Below are 15,943 nucleotides of genomic sequence, written 5' to 3' on the forward strand. Positions count from 1 at the left end.
GAGGGGGATCCTGAATTGATCCCGGTGGGTGGCGTGAGCGAACCTCTTCGCTAGAGTTCCTTCACCGAAAGCGTGGAGGCGCCGCGTAGATCGCGCGGAGAACCTCCGGGGAGGAAAAGCTTGGGAGCGAGCGCTTCAGTGCATGCGAGGGGATCGATGCTCCGCGCGCACCGGGCGGCCGGGCACCATACGGGGCGTGTCTTGCTCGTCGAGGACGAGCCTGATCAGGCTGCGATCCTGGAGGCCGTGCTCCGGCACGAGGGGCTGGACGTCCTCGTCGCTTCGAGCGGCGAGCAGGCGCTCGAGATCCAACACCGCACGCCCGCGGACGTGCTCGTGACCGATCTGAACCTCCCCGGGATGACCGGCATGGATCTCATGCGTCGGCTCACGCCTCCGACGGAGGACGAGACGACCAAGGCAGCCACGCCCGCGCCCGCGGTCGTGGTCGTGACGGGGTCGGGATCGGTGTCGAGCGCGGTCGACGCGCTGAAGCTCGGCGCGGCCGACTACCTGCAAAAACCGCTCGATCCCGCGCGGCTCGTCTCGCTCGTGCGCGAGCTCTTGTCCTCGGACAACGTCCGCGAGGCCGAGGGCGAGGACGACGACGCTGCGGCCGGGCCGCTCGTGTTCGAGGGCATGGTGGGCGGATCGCGCGGCATGCGCGAGGTCTTCGCCCGGATCGACCGGGTCGCTTCGACGATGGCGCCGGTGCTCATCGTGGGCGAGAGCGGCACGGGCAAGGAGCTCGTGGCGCGCGCGATCCACAACCGCAGCCCGCGCAAGAACGGCCCGTTCATCCCCGTGCACACGGGCGCGATCCCGCGCGAGCTCATCGGCAGCGAGCTCTTCGGCCACGAGAAGGGCTCCTTCACCGGCGCCTTCTCCTCGGCCGAGGGCAAGTTCGAGGCGGCGACGGGCGGCACCGTGTTCCTCGACGAGGTCGGCACGATGGACAGCGCCGTGCAAGTGAGCCTCTTGCGCGTGCTCGAGACCTACCGCTTCACGCGCGTCGGCGGCCGCAAGGAGATCGAGGCCGACGTCCGGATCGTCGCCGCGACGAACAAGGACCTGCTCGATCTCGTGGACGAGAACATCTTCCGCGAGGACCTCTACTACCGCCTCAACGTCTTCACGATCACGCTGCCCCCGCTGCGCGAGCGCGTGGAGGACATCCTGCCGATCGCCGAGCGCTTCCTCGTGAAGTTCGCGAAGCGCTACGGCACGCCCGCGCGTCGCTTCTCCGAGGGCGCGATCCAGAGGCTGTTCGGGCACGAATGGCCGGGCAACGTGCGCGAGCTCCGCAACGTCGTCGAGCAGACGGCGCTCTTCGCTGCGGGCGAGCTCGTCGCGCCGGAGGAGGTCCAGATCGGCCAGGGCCGCATCGAGCGGCGCACGGGCCGGCGCTCGCACCACGACCTCCAGGTCCACGTGAGCCCGCCGCATCCGGAGCCGGAGCACCACGCGCCGCCGGCGCCGATCACGACCGCGCCGCCGCCGGCGATCGTGGAGGTCGAGGGGCGCGAGCCTCCGCCTTCGCTCGTCGAGCCGCCGCCGCCGTCGGCGGCTGCTTCGTTTGCCCAGCCGCCGCTCCGCGCGTCGACGCCGCCTGCGCACGATCTCGAGGCCCGCGAGGGCGCTGATCGCGGCGAGCACCCGCTCGTCCTGCGTTTGCCCGTGGGCACGCGCCTCGCCGACGCCGAGCGCAAGCTCATCCTGCTGACGCTCGAGGCCGTGCGCGGCAACAAGCAACGCGCGGCGCGCGTGCTCGGCATCAGCCGCCGTGGCCTCTACTCGAAGCTCCAGGCGTACGGCGAGCACGTGGGCAGCCACGAGGCCCCCGAGACGCAGGAGGCCGAGAGCCCGCAGGACAACGCCGAGGAAGCGCCCGCGCCCGCCTCGGAAGAAGCGCCGAGCGTCCCCAGCGCCCCGCCCGATCTCGACGCGGGACGCTGTCTCTCCTGAGCCCTTCCTCGATGATCACGCGTGAGCCGACCCGGCGGCGAGGCGCCTCGCCGGCCGGGTTCGTCCGCTGCTCTGCGGTCCTGCTTCCCGACGGGGGCCGCTTTCGACACGCTTGCAAGCGCTTTTTTGGATCGGACCTCAAGAAATTGCACGTGGAGACGAATTTTTGGCAGATTCGAGTCTTCCTCGTGGCTGATACGTCAGGAAAGGTCCGAAACGACAGGGCGCCCTGGTAGAGTCTTCGACCGAAGACCGACCCGAGGTAAACAGTCGACCCTCCGAACCAGACGCGACATGAAGATCACCTGCCAATCTTGCCAGTCGAAGTACACGGTTTCGGACGAGAAGGTCCAAGGCAAGACCGTCAAGATCAAGTGCCGTAAGTGCGGCGCGACGATCCTCGTCAACAGCAGCGGGGCGACCACGACGAACGCCGACGCCGCCTCGGCCGCAGGCGCCGAAGAAGCGGCGACGGATGCCGGGTCGTACCAGATCAACGTGGCCGAGGGCGATCAGCGAACGATGTCGCTGCAAGAGATCGTCCAGGCCTACAACAGCTCGGTCATCACCGCAGACACGTACGTCTGGGCCGATGGCATGGGCGACTGGCAGCCCCTCGGGCAGGTGCAGGCGATCGTGGACGCGCTCAACGCGGCCGCGCAAGGCGCGAGCGCGCCGCAGCCTGCGCCCGAGCCCGCGCGCGCGGCCGTCAAGAAGGACGGGGCGCGCGGCGGAGCGCGGGATCTCTTCGGCTCCGACGGCGCCTCCGATGTGTCGACGAGCGCCTCGGGCGTCGGCGGCTCCTCGCCCCGCGCGGCGCACGCGCCCGTGCGCATCGGCGCCGGCAAGGAAGAGCAGTCCGCGCTCTTCTCGCTCAGCGCGCTGACGAACCGCGCAGGTCAGTCGGCATCGGCGGCGAGCAGCATCAGTAGCCTCGGCGCGCTCGCGTCGACGCCGTCGAAGTCGACGAACTCCGACGACTCCGGCCTCATCGATCTGAAGGCGCTCGCCGCAGGCGCGGCGTCGCCTCCGGCTGCGAGCGCGGCGGCGAGCTTGCTCGGCGACTCCGGCGGCCTGTTCGAGCTCGCGGCCCCGCCCGTCACGGCGCCCGCGGCGGCTCCGATCCCGATCCCGGAAGAGACCAAGCCGCAGAAGAACCGCACGCCGCTCTTCATCGGCCTCGGCGCGCTCGTCGCGGTCGGCGCGATCGTCGGCGCGTTCATGGTCATGAAGGGTGATCCGCCGGCGGAGCAGACGACGGCGCAGTCGGCCGCGCCTGCGAACACGCCGCCTCCGCTCGAGACCGCGCCGCCCGTGCCGACGCCTTCGGTCGCCGAGACCGAAGCGCCCGCGGCCAGCGCGTCCGCAGTGGCCAACAACAAGGCCGGCACGACGAAGGCGGGCGGCGGCGCGACGACGAAGGCGGGCGGCGGCGCGACGACGAAGGCCGGCACGGCGCCCGCGGGCGGCGGCGGCACGGCGCCCGCGTCCACGGCGAAGACCTCGCCGAAGCCGAGCTCTTGCGGCTGCGCGCCTGGCGATCTCATGTGCGCCATGCGTTGCTCTGCCAAGGGCAAGTGACTCTTTCGGGAGGGGGCTCCCGACGCTCGTTCTCGCGGAGCCCCGCCCGATTTCCCCGCGTTCTTCCTTCCAAACCCTCGCTCGATCCACGGGCGTTTGTCCTCATCGTATGGGCAGGCCTCGCCGCGTGCGCGGCGGCCGCGCCCGAGCCCGCGCCCGTCGTGGCGATCCCCGGCGACACGCCTGCCGTGATCGCCGTCAACGACGCGACGCAGGGCGAAGCGACGTCCTCGTCAAGACCGAGGCCACTCGTGTGGGAGACGGACGAACCGCGGGCCCGCGCCCGCGCCGCGCGGGAGGGCTTACCGCTGCTCGTCTTCCTCTCGGCCGACTGGTCCGCGGCCTCGATCGCGATGACGCGCGAGGTCTGGTCCGATCCGCGCGTCCTCGTCCAGCGCACGCCGATCGTGGCGTTACGCCTCGATCTCTCGGCAGATACGCCGGACACCGAGCTCCGGTTCGCGCGCTACGGCCTGCGCACCCTGCCGGCGACGATCGTCTTCGACGCGGAGGGCCATGAGGTCGCGCGCCTCTCGGGCCTGTGCACCGTGGACGAGGTCCTCGCGGCGATCCGGAGAGCCGCGGGCGATCCCTGACAGGAGAGCTTGTCCCTGTTTCGCGGGCCCCTGTATGATGGCGAGCCTGCCCGGTAACATGCTCGATCGCTCATCCATCCTCCTTCTCGCCGCGTTTGCGGCGCTCCCCTTGGCGGTCGCCGGATGCGCCACGGAGGAGATCCCGCCTTATGGCGATCCGGCGGAGGTCGTGGGAGGCGCGGGGGCTTCGTCGTCCTCGGGCGGCGCGACGTGCACGGGGGATCCCATGTGCACCGTGAGCTTCTCGAACGACGTGGTCCCGATCCTCGAAACGAAGGGCAAGTGCGCGGACGCCCAGTGTCACGGCATGGGCGCGGGCACGATCACGCTGACCGCGGGCAACGCGCAGAAGCTCCGCGGCGAGCTTCTCGATCTCACCGTGGCGGGCGGCCCCTACATCGCGTGTGACACACCGGAAAACTCGAAGATGCTCTGCAACATGCGTGTCGAGATGGGGGTCACGAAGCCGCCGAACTGCGGCGGGCTCATGCCGAAGGTCGATCCGGACGACACGGTCGACGACGCGCGGCTCAACCAATCCGAGTACACGACCATCGAGGAGTGGATCAAGTGCGGCGCGCCCGACAACTGATCCGCGCGTTCCTGCTGCCGGCGGCCGTTTTCGCGCTCGTCGGGCTCACGGACGCCGGGCCCTCGTACGCGGGGGACAAGGACGCTGACGGCCTCGTCGCGGTCGCCGAGGCGATGAACGAGTTTGTCGAGGGCAAGTACGACAAGGCCCTCGGCCGGCTCGATGCGGCGCTCAAGGCGTGCAAGGGCAAGGCCTGCGAGCCGAGCGTGCGCGCCGAGATCCAGATGGCGATCGGCGTCATCCAGGGCGCGGGCAAGAAGAAGCTCGACGCGGCGAAGAAGGCGTTCGAGTCGGCGCTCAAGGAAGACGCGAACGTCAAGCTCGACAAGCAGTGGGCCACGAAGGAGCTCGAAAAGACCTTCGCCGAAGCGCGGCAGGTCCTCGGTCCTGCGCGCCCGCCGCCCACGAAGCAGCAGATGGCGTCGGTCAACACGGCGCAGGCGGCGCTCGCCCAGAAGGACTGGAGCGGGTGCATGCAGACGCTCATCGCCGAGATGGCGACGTCGAGCGAGTTCGCCGCGGGCAAACTCATGCTCGCGAAGTGCCAGGACGCCGGCGGCCTCTTGCTCGAAGCCGCGGCGGACGCGCAGATCGCGGCGAAGTACGCCGAGGAAGAGAACAACGCGGCGGTCGGGGAAGAGGCGAAGGCGCTCCTCGAAAAACTCCAGATCGATACGCCCACGATCACGCTGCAGATCCCGAGCTCGTGGAGCGAGGTCGAGATCAAGATCGACGGCGTCGTCGTCCCGGCCGACAAGGTCAAGCAGCCGATCCCGCACAACCCGGGCAAGGCCACGATCGAGGCCAAGGGCAAACGCGGAAAATTCCCCGCGCAGTACAAGTCGACCGAGGCCTTCGATCGCGGCGAGCAGATCACCGTGAACGTCGATCAGGGCAACGCGGGCGGCAACAACAGCGCCGTCTTCCAGTGCATGCAGGCCGCGCGCACGCCGGCCGACATGCAGCGCTGCATCGATACCGGCGGCAAGGGCCGCGGCTTCACGCTGAAGGCCGGCATCGAGACGATGTTCTACACCGACACGCTGAACACCATGGTCGTGTCGCCCGCCGCGTACATCTCCGGCGAGAACCCGACCGCGGGCTGGGCTGTCGGCGGCAGCTTCATCGTCGACGTCGTCAGCACGGCGTCGCCCGACATCGTGGCCACGGCGTCGCGGCGGTGGAACGAGCGCCGTTACGCGGGCTCGCTCTCGGGTGACTTCAAGGTCGGCCCCGCGAAGATCGGCTTGAACGGCGCGGTCTCGGTCGAGCCGGACTACCTCGCGCGTGGCGTCGGCGTCGCGGTGAGCACGGATCTCAAGAGCAAGATGGTCACGCCGACGCTCGCCTACAACGTCGGCTTCGACGTCTTGAGCCGCGCGGGCACGCCGTTCGAGGTGTTCCAGGAGGACATCCTGCGGCACACGATCGATGCGGGCGTCTCGCTCGTGATCGATCCGAGCACGATTGTCGTCGTCGGGGGCACGGCGGAGCTCGTCTTCGGCGACACCTCGAAGCCGTACCGCCACATCCCGATGTTCTCGCAGGCGGTCGCGACGCGCGTCCCGCTCGGCGCGACGCGCCAGGTGGTCAGCCAGAACCGTTTGCCCTTCGCGCCGCTCGAGCAGCTCCCCACCGAGCGCAGCCGCTTCGCGCTCGTCGGGCGCGCGGCGAAGCGCTTCGAGAAGGCCACGATCCGCGGCGACGAACGGGTCTACGTCGACACGTGGGGGCAGATGGCGAGCACCACGGATGCGCGCTTCTTCTTCGACGTCAACGACGACCTGCGCCTCGGCAGCCACCTGCGCTTCAACGTCCAGTCGTCGGTCGACTTCTGGAAACGCGCCTACGTCGCCACGCAGACCGCGACCGGGTGGAGCGTCCCCGAGTACCGCACGAGTGATCGCGAGCTCGGCGCGCTCATGGGCTTCACGCTCGGCGCCAACGTGAGGTACGCGCTCGCCCGGGTGCTCTCGGCGCAGCTCCAGGTCGAGGGCCTCTACAACCAGTACTTCGACCACATCTACGTCTTCAACCGGTTCGGCCTGTTCACCGCCGCGACCCTGGAGCTGGAGGTCGATTGATGGTCCCCGTATCGAGCGGGCGGTTTTTCGCCGCGCTCTCGTTCGCCGTCGCCCTTTCCTCCCTGGGCGCCGTTGGTTGCAACGGCAACGATCCCATCCCGCAGGAGGTTATCGACGGTTTGCCCGCGGAGAGCGGGTCGCCGAGCGCGCTGCACCGGCCCGGTCAGCCGTGTTTGTCCTGCCACTCCACGTACGGGGAGGCCGCGCCCGCGTTCGCGATCGCCGGCACCGTGTACAAGGAGACCGCGATGGGCGCCCTCGCGGCTGCGCCGAACGTGAAGGTCGAGATCTTCGACTCGGCGGGGCCCTCGCGCTTCGCGTGCACGAACGCGGCCGGCAACTTCTACATCGAGAAGGACAAATGGTCCGACCTCACCTTCCCGCTCAAGGTGAGGGCCGGCCAGCGCAGCATGAACTCGATCATCGGCCGCGAGGGCTCGTGCGGCGCCTGCCACAAGCTGCCCTCGGACGACAGGCCCGGAAACGGCGCCGGACACGATTCGGCCGGCGTGGTGCTCGTCGATGACGGAGACACGGATCCCATCTGTGGTGGAGGTGCGCCGTGAGGCGGAACGTGCGTGAACGGATCCGGGCGGCCTTCGGCCGGCGCTCCCTCGCGGCGCTCGGCGTGCTCGTGACGGGGCTCTTCGGCCTCGGCTTCGGGGCTTCGAGCTGCGTGGGCGAGGCGGGCCTCGAGGCGTACGCGTGTCCGAACCCCGCCGTCTTCACGGCGAGCGTCTCGCCGTACCTCGAGCGCCGCTGCGGCACCCTCGACTGCCACGGCCAGCCGACGCGCCCGATGCGCATCTACGGCCAGCTCGGCCTGCGCCACCCGGTGGAGAACAACGTCTCCGGCGGCGTGGCGACGACGCAGCTCGAGCTCGAGTCGAACTACGCGTCCGTGTGCAACCTCGATCCTGCGGCCATGCAGCAGGTCGTCGACGATCTCGGCTCCACGGCCGACAAGCTCCTGCTCGTCAACAAGGCCCGGGGGCTCGAGCGGCACAAGGGCGGCAAGATCGTGAACGAGCAGGATCCCGGGGATCTTTGCATCCTCGGTTGGCTCGGCTTCAAGGACGCCGCCACCGTGGCGGCCTCCTGCACGGCGGCGATCGAGCCGCTCAAGTAGGGGAGCCCGCGAAGCGATCGCGGGAAGTACCACCCGAGGCCCGAGACGTGCCAGAATGGCCCCGCGGCTTTCCTCGACGCCGCCACGATCCGAAACATGCGACCTGACGAAATTCGCCCGGGCGGCCTCGTGGCCGGGAAGTACCGCATCCGGACCATTCTCGGCCGGGGGCACGGGGTCCTCGTCGAGGCCTTCAACACCGAGTTCGACCAGCGGGTCGCGATCCGCCTCCTGCTCGCGGGCCAGACCGACGACAAGGAGCTCGAGCGCTTCCGGCGCGAGGCCCGCACGCTCGCCAAGCTCGAATCCGAGCACGTCGCGCGCATCATCGACGTCGGCACCCAGCAGGACGGCACGTTTTACCTCGTCCGGCAGTTCCTCGAAGGCACCGACCTCGCCACGCACGTCAAGACCCGCGGCCCCTTGCCCTTGCAGGAGGCCTGCTTGCTCGTCCTGCAGGCGGCGGAGACCGTCGCCGAGACGCACGGGCACGGCATCATCTTCCGCGAGATGCAGCCGCAGCACCTCTTCGTGACCACGCGCGTCGGCGGCACGCCTTTCCTCAAGGTCATCGACTTCGGCACCGCGAAGCTCATGCGCGACGTCGCCGCGCCGATGGCGGGCGAGATGACGGCCACGACGATGCTCGGCCTCTCGCCCTACTCCTCGCCGGAGATCGTGCGCAAAGCGAAGAGCATCGACGTCCGGGCCGACGTCTGGTCGCTCGGCGCGATCCTCTACTTCCTGCTCACGGCGCGCCCGCCCTTCGAGGGCGAGATGGCGATGTTGATGCTTCAGATCACGAAGGAGGAGCCGCGCCCCGTGACGCAGCTCCGCCGTGATCTGCCGCCCGAGATCGATCAGATCCTCGGCTGGGCGATGGCCAAGGACGTCGACGGCCGCTTCGCCAACGTGCACGGCTTCGCGCACGCGCTCCGGCCGTACGTGACGGCCGAGGGGCAGGTGATCATCGATCGCATCGGCGCGATCACCCACGCGGCCAAGCAACGCAAGAAGACCGGCTCCGTCCCGCCGCCGCCCTTGCCCACGCCCGCGCCGCCTCCGCGCGGGTCCGGGGGTGGCCAGATCGAAGAGATCGACATCGAGGACGAGGAGTCCGTCACGCGCATCCAGAGCTCGGCCGCGGCGCTCGGCGAGATGGAACGGACCATGTTCCTCGCCGGTGATTTCGTCCCGCAGCCGCCTGGCCCGCCCAAGGACACGAAGGCGGGCTCGCCGGGCACGGTGCCGTTCCCGAATTCCGCCGGTGGAGGCCCTGTTTTCGGGGGCGCGGCGAGCGGGATGGGGCCGGGGCCCTCGGTCCTCGGTCCTTCGGGCGCTCCCGGCGCGGGGCCGGTCCCGCCGCAGAATGCGTGGGCCGCGGGACGTGCCGAGCCCGCGACGCCGCCTGGGGCCGTGATCTCGCCGCCGGGCACGGGCCCGGGGGGCGGGATCGTCGAGCCAAACCCGTTTGCGCCCAAAAAAGATCGACGCATCCTCTTCGGCGGCCTCGCGGCCGCGGCCGTGCTCGTGCCCGTGATCCTCGTGCTCCTGCTCGTCGGGGGCGACAAGAAGGGCGGCGAGGGGACGACGGCGGACAGCGGCGGGCCGGTGGCCGTCGCGCCGCCGCAGACGACGACGGCCGCGCAGGCGGCCACGGCGCCGCCTCCGGCCACGACGGAGACCACGCCTCCGCCGACGGAGGAGCCCGTCGCGGTGAACACGCCTCCGGCCGGCGATCCGAATGCCGGCAAGCCGGCTGCGGGCGGCAATGCAGGCGGCGGCACTGCGCCTGCGGGCACGGCGCCGAGCGGCGGCACGACCCCGAAGTCCACGGCGACGGCCACGAGCACGGCGAAGGCGCCTCCCACGGCGACGGCCACGGCGACGCCGACGGCTGCGCCTGCGGGTGGCGGCAACGGCACGCTCGTCGCGGTCGCGGTCGGCGGCACGTGTGCGTTTTCGGTGAACGGCGCCTCGAAGGGCACCACGTCGACGCTCAAGCTCTCGCTCTCGCCGGGCACCTATTCGGTGAGCTGCAAGCCTGCGAGCGGCGCTACGAAATCGAGGAGCGTGGCCATCAAGAGCGGCGAGACCGCGATGGCGATGTTCAAGCTCCAGTGAAGCCGGGACCGGGCAGCCGCGATTGACGCGCTGCTCCCCATTGCACCAACCGTCGCGAACACGGTCCCCGCCCACGCGTCGGCTGCCTCACGACGCATTGCGGTGCATCCATATTTGTGCCGCGCGATCGGGACATCGTTTGACTGCGAATGAATGTACGCAATCCCCTTCGGCGAGCGCTTCTGAAACGGGGTTTTCGGCGCAATTTATGTGTTGACCCACCGAACCGCGCTTGTTTAAATAAGCGGCTGGTCCATCGCGTGACGGCGTCGTGGGGAGAAGCATCGGGAGTGGAGCATGCGTAATAGCTTTATCAAGTCGATTCTCGTTCCGTTGACTGCGCTCGGCTTGGCGGCGTTTTTCGTCCAGGCATGCAGCGGAGGAGAGAACACGAACGCGGGCTCGAGCGGCCCCGCTGGCTGTATCCCCGGATCGACCGCGGCGTGCATCTGCGGCGGCGGGCTCGAGGGCGTGCAGGTTTGTAACGCGGCCGGCAATGGCTACGAGGCCTGCGATTGCGGCCAGTCGAGCGGCCCCGGCGGCGGCGGCGGCAGCGGCGGCGGCGGCCCCGTGACGTGCGTGGAAGGCGGCTCCACGGCGGTCGTTTGCGGCAATGGCACGGTCGATCCGGGCGAGGAGTGCGACGACGGCAACTGCGTGGCCGACGACGAGTGCTCGGACAAGTGCAAGAAGCCGTACTGCGGCGACAAGATCGTCCAGGCGGGCGAGGACTGCGACGACGGCCAGAACGAAGTCGGCGACATGTGTCCCGACGACTGCAAGAGCCCGGACGGCGGCCCCGACGCTCCGGTGGATCCCTGCGCCGGCAAGCTCATCTTCAGCGACTTCGTCGCGGCTCCCCAGCCCTCTCAGTGGAGCGGCATGGGCAGCCTCGGCTACCCCGCCGGCACGAAGATGTGCAATGCGATCGGCGCGGCGGACGTCTGCGACTACGAGCAGCTCGCCGAGATCTTCAACAACCCGGCCGCGCACCCGGTCGACGTTGCCAAGATCGCCACGAAGGTCGCGGCCGGCAGCTCGATCACGGCGTGGGTCAACCGCACCACGATGACGACCATCGGCGGCACGACGTATCCGGTGGGCGCGGGCGGCCGCTGCAACAACTGGACGTACATGACGAACCACATCGACGACGGCGAGTACGTGACCATCACGAACACGGCCGGCGCCGTTTCGGGCGCGTTCACGCTCGATTCGAACCCGTGCTACACGGGCAACACGGCCGACGGCTGCGCGCAGGGCGGCGCCCTCGATTGCGGCGGCGTGCAGCGCTACATCCCGTGCTGCTTCCCCGTCTGCCAGAACCCTCTCTGACGAGAGGTTTGGGGTCATGAGCGCCTTCCGCCGCTTCGGATTCGCGCTCCTCCTCCCCCTGGCGGCCGGCCTTCTGGTCGCCGCCGGGGGCGAGGAGCCCATTCCATGGCCCCACGGAGATCCCCCTTCCTCCGTCGATCTCGACGAGAGCGTCGGCGCGGCCCTCTCGCTCGCCACGCGCGAGCGCTTCGAAGAATTCCTCGAAGCCTCCGAGAAGGGCGAGGATCGCGAGCACATCTTCGCGCTGCAGACGACCATCGATCTCGGCGCTTACGATCTGGAGCGGCTCTTCGCCTTCGGTGATGCGCTCTTCGCGCACGAGTTCCGCGGCGAGGATGGCTTCGGCGATCGACCTTTGCCCGGGCTCTTCCGCGTGCATTCGGGCGTGCGCGGCGGGCTCGACACGTATTCGTGCGCGGGTTGCCACTCCGTCGGCGGGCCCGACGGCGCGGGCGCTCCGACGCAAAACGCATTCCTCCTCGGCGACGGCGACCGCGCTTCCTCGGCGAACCAGCGAAACGCGCCGCACGTGCTCGGCCTCGGGTTCGTCCAGGCGCTCGGCGCCGAGATGACCTTCGAGCTCGGACAAACCCGGATCACGGCGCTCGCCAAGGCCGCGGAGACCGGGACCGACGTGACCGTGCCGCTCGAATCGAAGGGCGTGTCGTTCGGCAGCCTCACGGCGCGCCCGGACGGCTCGCTCGATACGTCGGCGGTCGCCGGCGTGGACCGTGATCTCGTGGTCAAACCCTTCGGCTGGAAGGGCGAGATCGCGCGGCTGCGGCGCTTCACCGAGGATGCCGCGCGGATTCATTTCGGCGTCCAGTCGCACGTGCTCGCGCTCGGCTGGCAGGTCGAGCCGGACGTGCCGAAGCTCGGCCCGGGGCCGAACTGGTGGGATCCCGATAACGACGGCGTGCAACGCGAGATCGAGGAAGGGATCCTGACGGCGACCGCGGCGTACATGGCGATGCTCGAGACGCCGGTGATCCTGCCGCCGCACGATCCTGCGCTGCGCACGCGCTGGTCGAACGGCATGGCCGTGTTCGAAGAGGCAGGCTGCGCGAGCTGCCATCGCCCGGAGCTGCCGCTCGTGGACATACGGTGGTACGAGTGGCCCGATACGACGGGCGGTCCCCCGATCGAGCTGAACCTCATGCGCGACGGAGATCAGCCGCGCGGCTCGGGCCTGGTGAAGCTCTACAGCGATCTGAAGCGGCACGACATGGGCGAAGAGCTCGCCGACCCGCACGACGGCGAAGGCGACATTCCGCGCAGCGTGTTTCTCACGCGCCCGCTCTGGGGCCTCGCCGAGACCGCGCCGTACCTGCACGACGGCCGCGCCGCGACGATCCCCGAGGCCATCCTCGCCCACGGCGGCGAGGCCGCGGCCGCGCGTGACGCCTTCCGCGCGCTCGATCCCGAGGACCAGAAGGATCTCCACGTCTTCTTGCTCTCGCTCACGCGGGAGCCGAAGGTCCACGTGTTGCAATGAAACGCGCGCTCGTCCTCTCGCTCGTGGCCACCATGCTCGCGGCCTGCGCGCTCGATCCGACGCCCATCCCGACGGCCCAGAAAGGCTCGGCGCGCGCGCTCGGGGTGTACACGACAGACCTCGATCCGGACCTCGAACGCCAGGCGTACGACGCCCTCGCGCGCGACGCGCGCAGGCGCGAGCATCGGTTCCTCGACGCGGCGGATCCCGGCCACCTCGCGCGCTCGATCCACGTCGAGCAATCCGATCTCGAAGCGGGCGTCCATTCGCCCGAAGAAATCTTCCAGCTCGGCGCGCAGATCTTCCACGCCACGTTCACGCCCGCGATGGGCTACGGCGGCAAGGATCGGCCGCACCTCGCGCGTTTTCACGCGGGGCGCCGCGGCGGGCCCGACGCCATGCGGTGCGATTCGTGCCACTGGCGCGGCGGCCCCGGCGGCGCGGGCGACGCCGCGGACAACACGTACCTGGCCGGCGACGGCGATCGACAATCGAGCGCGCTCGCGCGCAACCCGCCTTCGCTCGTCGGCGCGGGCGTGGTCGAGCTCGTCGCCCGCGAGATGAGCGCCGAGCTCGCTCTCGCGCGCGAGGCGCTCGTCGTGAAGGCGAAGGCCGAGGGCAAACCCGCGCGTGGGCCCCTCGTGGCCAAGGGCGTCGCGTTCGGCGAGCTCGAAGCGCGGCCCGACGGCGGCATCGATGGGACGAGCGTCCTCGGCGTCGACACGGATCTCGTGGTCAAACCCTTCGGCTGGAAGGGGCATTTCGCCTCGCTCCGGGACGTCGTCGAGGACGAGCTCAACACCCACCACGGGATGCAATCGACGTGGCTCGTGGCGCACGCGGACCCCGCGCGCATCGGCGGGTTTGGCGGGACGGACCCCGACGGCGACGGCGTGACGGACGAGATCCGCGAGGGCCAGGTGACTGCGCTCGCGCTCTTCCTCGCCATGCAGGAGGTGCCGATCGCGGATCCGCCGGAGGATCAGGATCACATCGTGCGCCTCGGCGCGGGCGAGGCGCGTTTCCAGGCGCTCGGCTGCGCGACCTGCCACGTCCCTTCGCTCACGCTGGGCAGCGCCGTGTATTCGCTCCCGAGCCGCGAGGGCGGCGCGCCGGTCTCGGTGGATCTCGAAAAGGACGCGGCCGCCCCGCGCATCACGAAGCCGTTCGACGGGGGCACGCTGCGCGTCTACCTCTACAGCGATCTCAAGCGGCACGACATGGGCCCCGGCCTCGCGGAAAATCAGGCGGATCGGGGGGTTCGTCCGGGCACGTTCCTCACGCGGCCGCTCTGGGGGATCGCGCGGAGCCGCCCGTACCTGCACGACGCCCGCGCGCCGACCCTCGAGGACGCGATCCTGCTCCACGGCGGCGAGGCGCAGGCCGCGCGCGACGCGTTCGCCGCGCTCTCGGAGTCCGAGCGCGCCGATCTCCGCGTCTTCCTCACCTCGCTCACCCGGGCTCGCCGGCTCTCCGTTCCATGAAACGTTTCAGCGCCTTCTTGCTCCTCCTCGGCCTCGGCACGCTCGGATGCGGCGAGGTCGAGGTCGCCTGCGACGACCCCGCCACGTGCACCTGCGGCCCCGCGCGCGCCTTGCCCGAGGGCGGCTGCTGCCCCGCGTGGAGCGTGGCCGAAGGGGGCGTTTGTCGGGTCCGCGCGTGGACGTACCCCGCGGCGTCGCAGGTGATCGGCGGGCCCGGGGCGCGCCGCGTGTACACGTCGATCGACGGTCGCGGCAGCGCAGTTTTCGTGTGGGACGAGGCGACCACGCCCGGCGCGGACGTGCTCGTCGTCGCCGAGGAGACGGACGCAGGTTTGTCCCTGCGCAAGCCAAGCGTCATGCTCCCCGGGTTCGCCGGCATGGGCGTCATCATCGCCGGCGAGGCGGGCGACGCGGTGGTGTCGTGGCGCCAGTCGCTCACGGGCGCCGAGGGCGACATCTACCGGAGCGAACGCGCGCCAGACGGGACGTGGACCGATCCGATGTCCGCCGCAGATCGCGTGTCCGCCGGGGAAAAAGCATACGAGCCGCGGCTCGCAGCGGGGCCGTCAGGCGAGATCCTGCACGTGTGGAACCAGTGGTACGACGGTTCCCATTACGGCGTCGCGATCGCACACCGGAAGGGCCCAGGCGAGGCCTGGGAAGGTCCTTCCGCCGAAAACGACGTGCTCTCGCCGTCCTCATTTTTCTCGAACGCGCCGCAGGTCACGGTGAACGGTCGCGGCGACGCGCTCGTGTCCTGGTACCAGTCCGCCGGCACCCAGCTCATGGCGTTCATGAGCGAGCGAATCGGCGCAGACAGCACGTTTTCCCGGCCAAGCGTGGATGATTTCCTGTCAGCCCCAGGCGCGCCCATCGACAACGATCCCATTTGCAACCCGAAGCCGGCCCTCGCCGAGGATGGCCGCGGCGTCGTGGTGTGGACACAGGAGACAGGGCAAGGCGGCGTCGCCGTCTACCTCGCGTCGCGCGACGCGAACGGCACATGGACGCGGCCCGCAGACCTCGCAGATACGCTCTCGCGGCCCGAGGGCAAGTGTCGGGACGCGCGCGCGGCATTCGACTCGCTCGGCCACCTGTACGTCACCTGGTCCGAAGACACAGGCGCAGGACCCGTCGTGCACCTCGCGCAGCGCGCGCCCGACGGGACGTGGATCCATCCAGGCCACACGCCCCTCGTGCTCTCGACCGAAGGCGCGACCCAGGCGATCACGCCAATGCTCGCCGCCGGCCGGGACGGCGGGGTGATCGTGGCATGGAGCGAGGAGGTGGGCAGCCATTTCCGCGTGGCAGCAAGGCGCGGCAGCGCGGCAGGCTTCGGGCTCCTCGAGGTCCTCTCACCCGCAGGAGACCACGCACTCTCACCCCACGTCGCCATCGGCGGCCCCAGCGATCGCGCCGTGGTCGTGTGGATCCAAGGCGAGCCAACCGTCGGCCGCGTCCTCTTCGCGACGCTCGCCCCCTGAGAGGGTGAGCGGAGCGGGGCGTTGCCCCGCACCCCAGCAGGGGGCTGTCCGCCCCCTGCACCCCGGACCAGGCA

General features: G+C 70.1%; 12 protein-coding genes. All 12 read left to right on the forward strand.

All coding sequences use genetic code 11. The annotated features are described in order from the left end of the window. The first annotated feature begins 156 nt into the window (after positions 1 to 156). The 12 genes from QHF84_RS47875 (at position 157) to QHF84_RS47930 (ending at position 15,869) form a co-directional block, all read left to right on the forward strand. Complete coding sequence (locus QHF84_RS47875; protein WP_281320353.1) at positions 157 to 1,965, forward strand: sigma-54 dependent transcriptional regulator; 1,809 nt, start codon at positions 157 to 159, stop codon at positions 1,963 to 1,965. Between the two features lie 294 nt (positions 1,966 to 2,259). Next, positions 2,260 to 3,546, forward strand: a complete 1,287-nt coding sequence (locus QHF84_RS47880; protein WP_281320354.1) for a zinc-ribbon domain-containing protein — start codon at positions 2,260 to 2,262, stop codon at positions 3,544 to 3,546. Continuing rightward, positions 3,543 to 4,142, forward strand: coding sequence for a thioredoxin family protein (locus tag QHF84_RS47885; protein WP_281320355.1), 600 nt, complete (start codon positions 3,543 to 3,545; stop codon positions 4,140 to 4,142). The genes QHF84_RS47880 and QHF84_RS47885 overlap by 4 nt, the downstream gene beginning before the upstream one ends. A 58-nt stretch (positions 4,143 to 4,200) precedes the next feature. Beyond that, positions 4,201 to 4,734 (forward strand): hypothetical protein, encoded by a 534-nt coding sequence (locus tag QHF84_RS47890; RefSeq protein ID WP_281320356.1) that lies wholly within the window; start codon positions 4,201 to 4,203, stop codon positions 4,732 to 4,734. Next, positions 4,713 to 6,818 (forward strand): DUF3570 domain-containing protein, encoded by a 2,106-nt coding sequence (locus QHF84_RS47895; protein WP_281320357.1) that lies wholly within the window; start codon positions 4,713 to 4,715, stop codon positions 6,816 to 6,818. Before QHF84_RS47890 ends, QHF84_RS47895 begins: the two co-directional genes overlap by 22 nt. Further along, positions 6,818 to 7,384: a hypothetical protein gene (locus QHF84_RS47900; protein WP_281320358.1), complete on the forward strand. Its 567-nt coding sequence runs from the start codon at positions 6,818 to 6,820 to the stop codon at positions 7,382 to 7,384. Before QHF84_RS47895 ends, QHF84_RS47900 begins: the two co-directional genes overlap by 1 nt. Beyond that, positions 7,381 to 7,947 carry a hypothetical protein gene (locus QHF84_RS47905; RefSeq protein ID WP_281320359.1) on the forward strand — a complete coding sequence of 189 codons (567 nt, stop codon included), beginning with the start codon at positions 7,381 to 7,383 and terminating at the stop codon, positions 7,945 to 7,947. The genes QHF84_RS47900 and QHF84_RS47905 overlap by 4 nt, the downstream gene beginning before the upstream one ends. A gap of 96 nt (positions 7,948 to 8,043) precedes the next feature. Continuing rightward, entirely contained in the window at positions 8,044 to 10,071 is a 2,028-nt protein-coding gene (locus QHF84_RS47910; RefSeq protein WP_281320360.1) for a serine/threonine-protein kinase, read from the forward strand. A gap of 297 nt (positions 10,072 to 10,368) precedes the next feature. Next, positions 10,369 to 11,406 (forward strand): hypothetical protein, encoded by a 1,038-nt coding sequence (locus QHF84_RS47915; protein ID WP_281320361.1) that lies wholly within the window; start codon positions 10,369 to 10,371, stop codon positions 11,404 to 11,406. Between the two features lie 16 nt (positions 11,407 to 11,422). After that, positions 11,423 to 12,901 carry a di-heme oxidoredictase family protein gene (locus QHF84_RS47920; protein ID WP_281320362.1) on the forward strand — a complete coding sequence of 493 codons (1,479 nt, stop codon included), beginning with the start codon at positions 11,423 to 11,425 and terminating at the stop codon, positions 12,899 to 12,901. Next, entirely contained in the window at positions 12,898 to 14,385 is a 1,488-nt protein-coding gene (locus tag QHF84_RS47925; RefSeq protein WP_281320363.1) for a di-heme oxidoredictase family protein, read from the forward strand. Before QHF84_RS47920 ends, QHF84_RS47925 begins: the two co-directional genes overlap by 4 nt. Then, entirely contained in the window at positions 14,382 to 15,869 is a 1,488-nt protein-coding gene (locus QHF84_RS47930; RefSeq protein ID WP_281320364.1) for a hypothetical protein, read from the forward strand. Before QHF84_RS47925 ends, QHF84_RS47930 begins: the two co-directional genes overlap by 4 nt. The last annotated feature ends 74 nt before the right edge of the window (positions 15,870 to 15,943 follow it).

The organism is Polyangium sp. y55x31 (assembly GCF_029946505.1).
Classification (GTDB): domain Bacteria; phylum Myxococcota_A; class Polyangia; order Polyangiales; family Polyangiaceae; genus Polyangium.

Coding starts and splice junctions, on each gene's coding strand:
- QHF84_RS47900 (WP_281320358.1), top strand. CDS start 6,818: ATGGTCCCCGTATCGAGCGGGCGGTTTTTCGCCGCGCTCTCGTTCGCC.
- QHF84_RS47875 (WP_281320353.1), top strand. CDS start 157: ATGCTCCGCGCGCACCGGGCGGCCGGGCACCATACGGGGCGTGTCTTG.
- QHF84_RS47910 (WP_281320360.1), top strand. CDS start 8,044: ATGCGACCTGACGAAATTCGCCCGGGCGGCCTCGTGGCCGGGAAGTAC.
- QHF84_RS47925 (WP_281320363.1), top strand. CDS start 12,898: ATGAAACGCGCGCTCGTCCTCTCGCTCGTGGCCACCATGCTCGCGGCC.
- QHF84_RS47880 (WP_281320354.1), top strand. CDS start 2,260: ATGAAGATCACCTGCCAATCTTGCCAGTCGAAGTACACGGTTTCGGAC.
- QHF84_RS47930 (WP_281320364.1), top strand. CDS start 14,382: ATGAAACGTTTCAGCGCCTTCTTGCTCCTCCTCGGCCTCGGCACGCTC.
- QHF84_RS47890 (WP_281320356.1), top strand. CDS start 4,201: ATGCTCGATCGCTCATCCATCCTCCTTCTCGCCGCGTTTGCGGCGCTC.
- QHF84_RS47915 (WP_281320361.1), top strand. CDS start 10,369: ATGCGTAATAGCTTTATCAAGTCGATTCTCGTTCCGTTGACTGCGCTC.
- QHF84_RS47920 (WP_281320362.1), top strand. CDS start 11,423: ATGAGCGCCTTCCGCCGCTTCGGATTCGCGCTCCTCCTCCCCCTGGCG.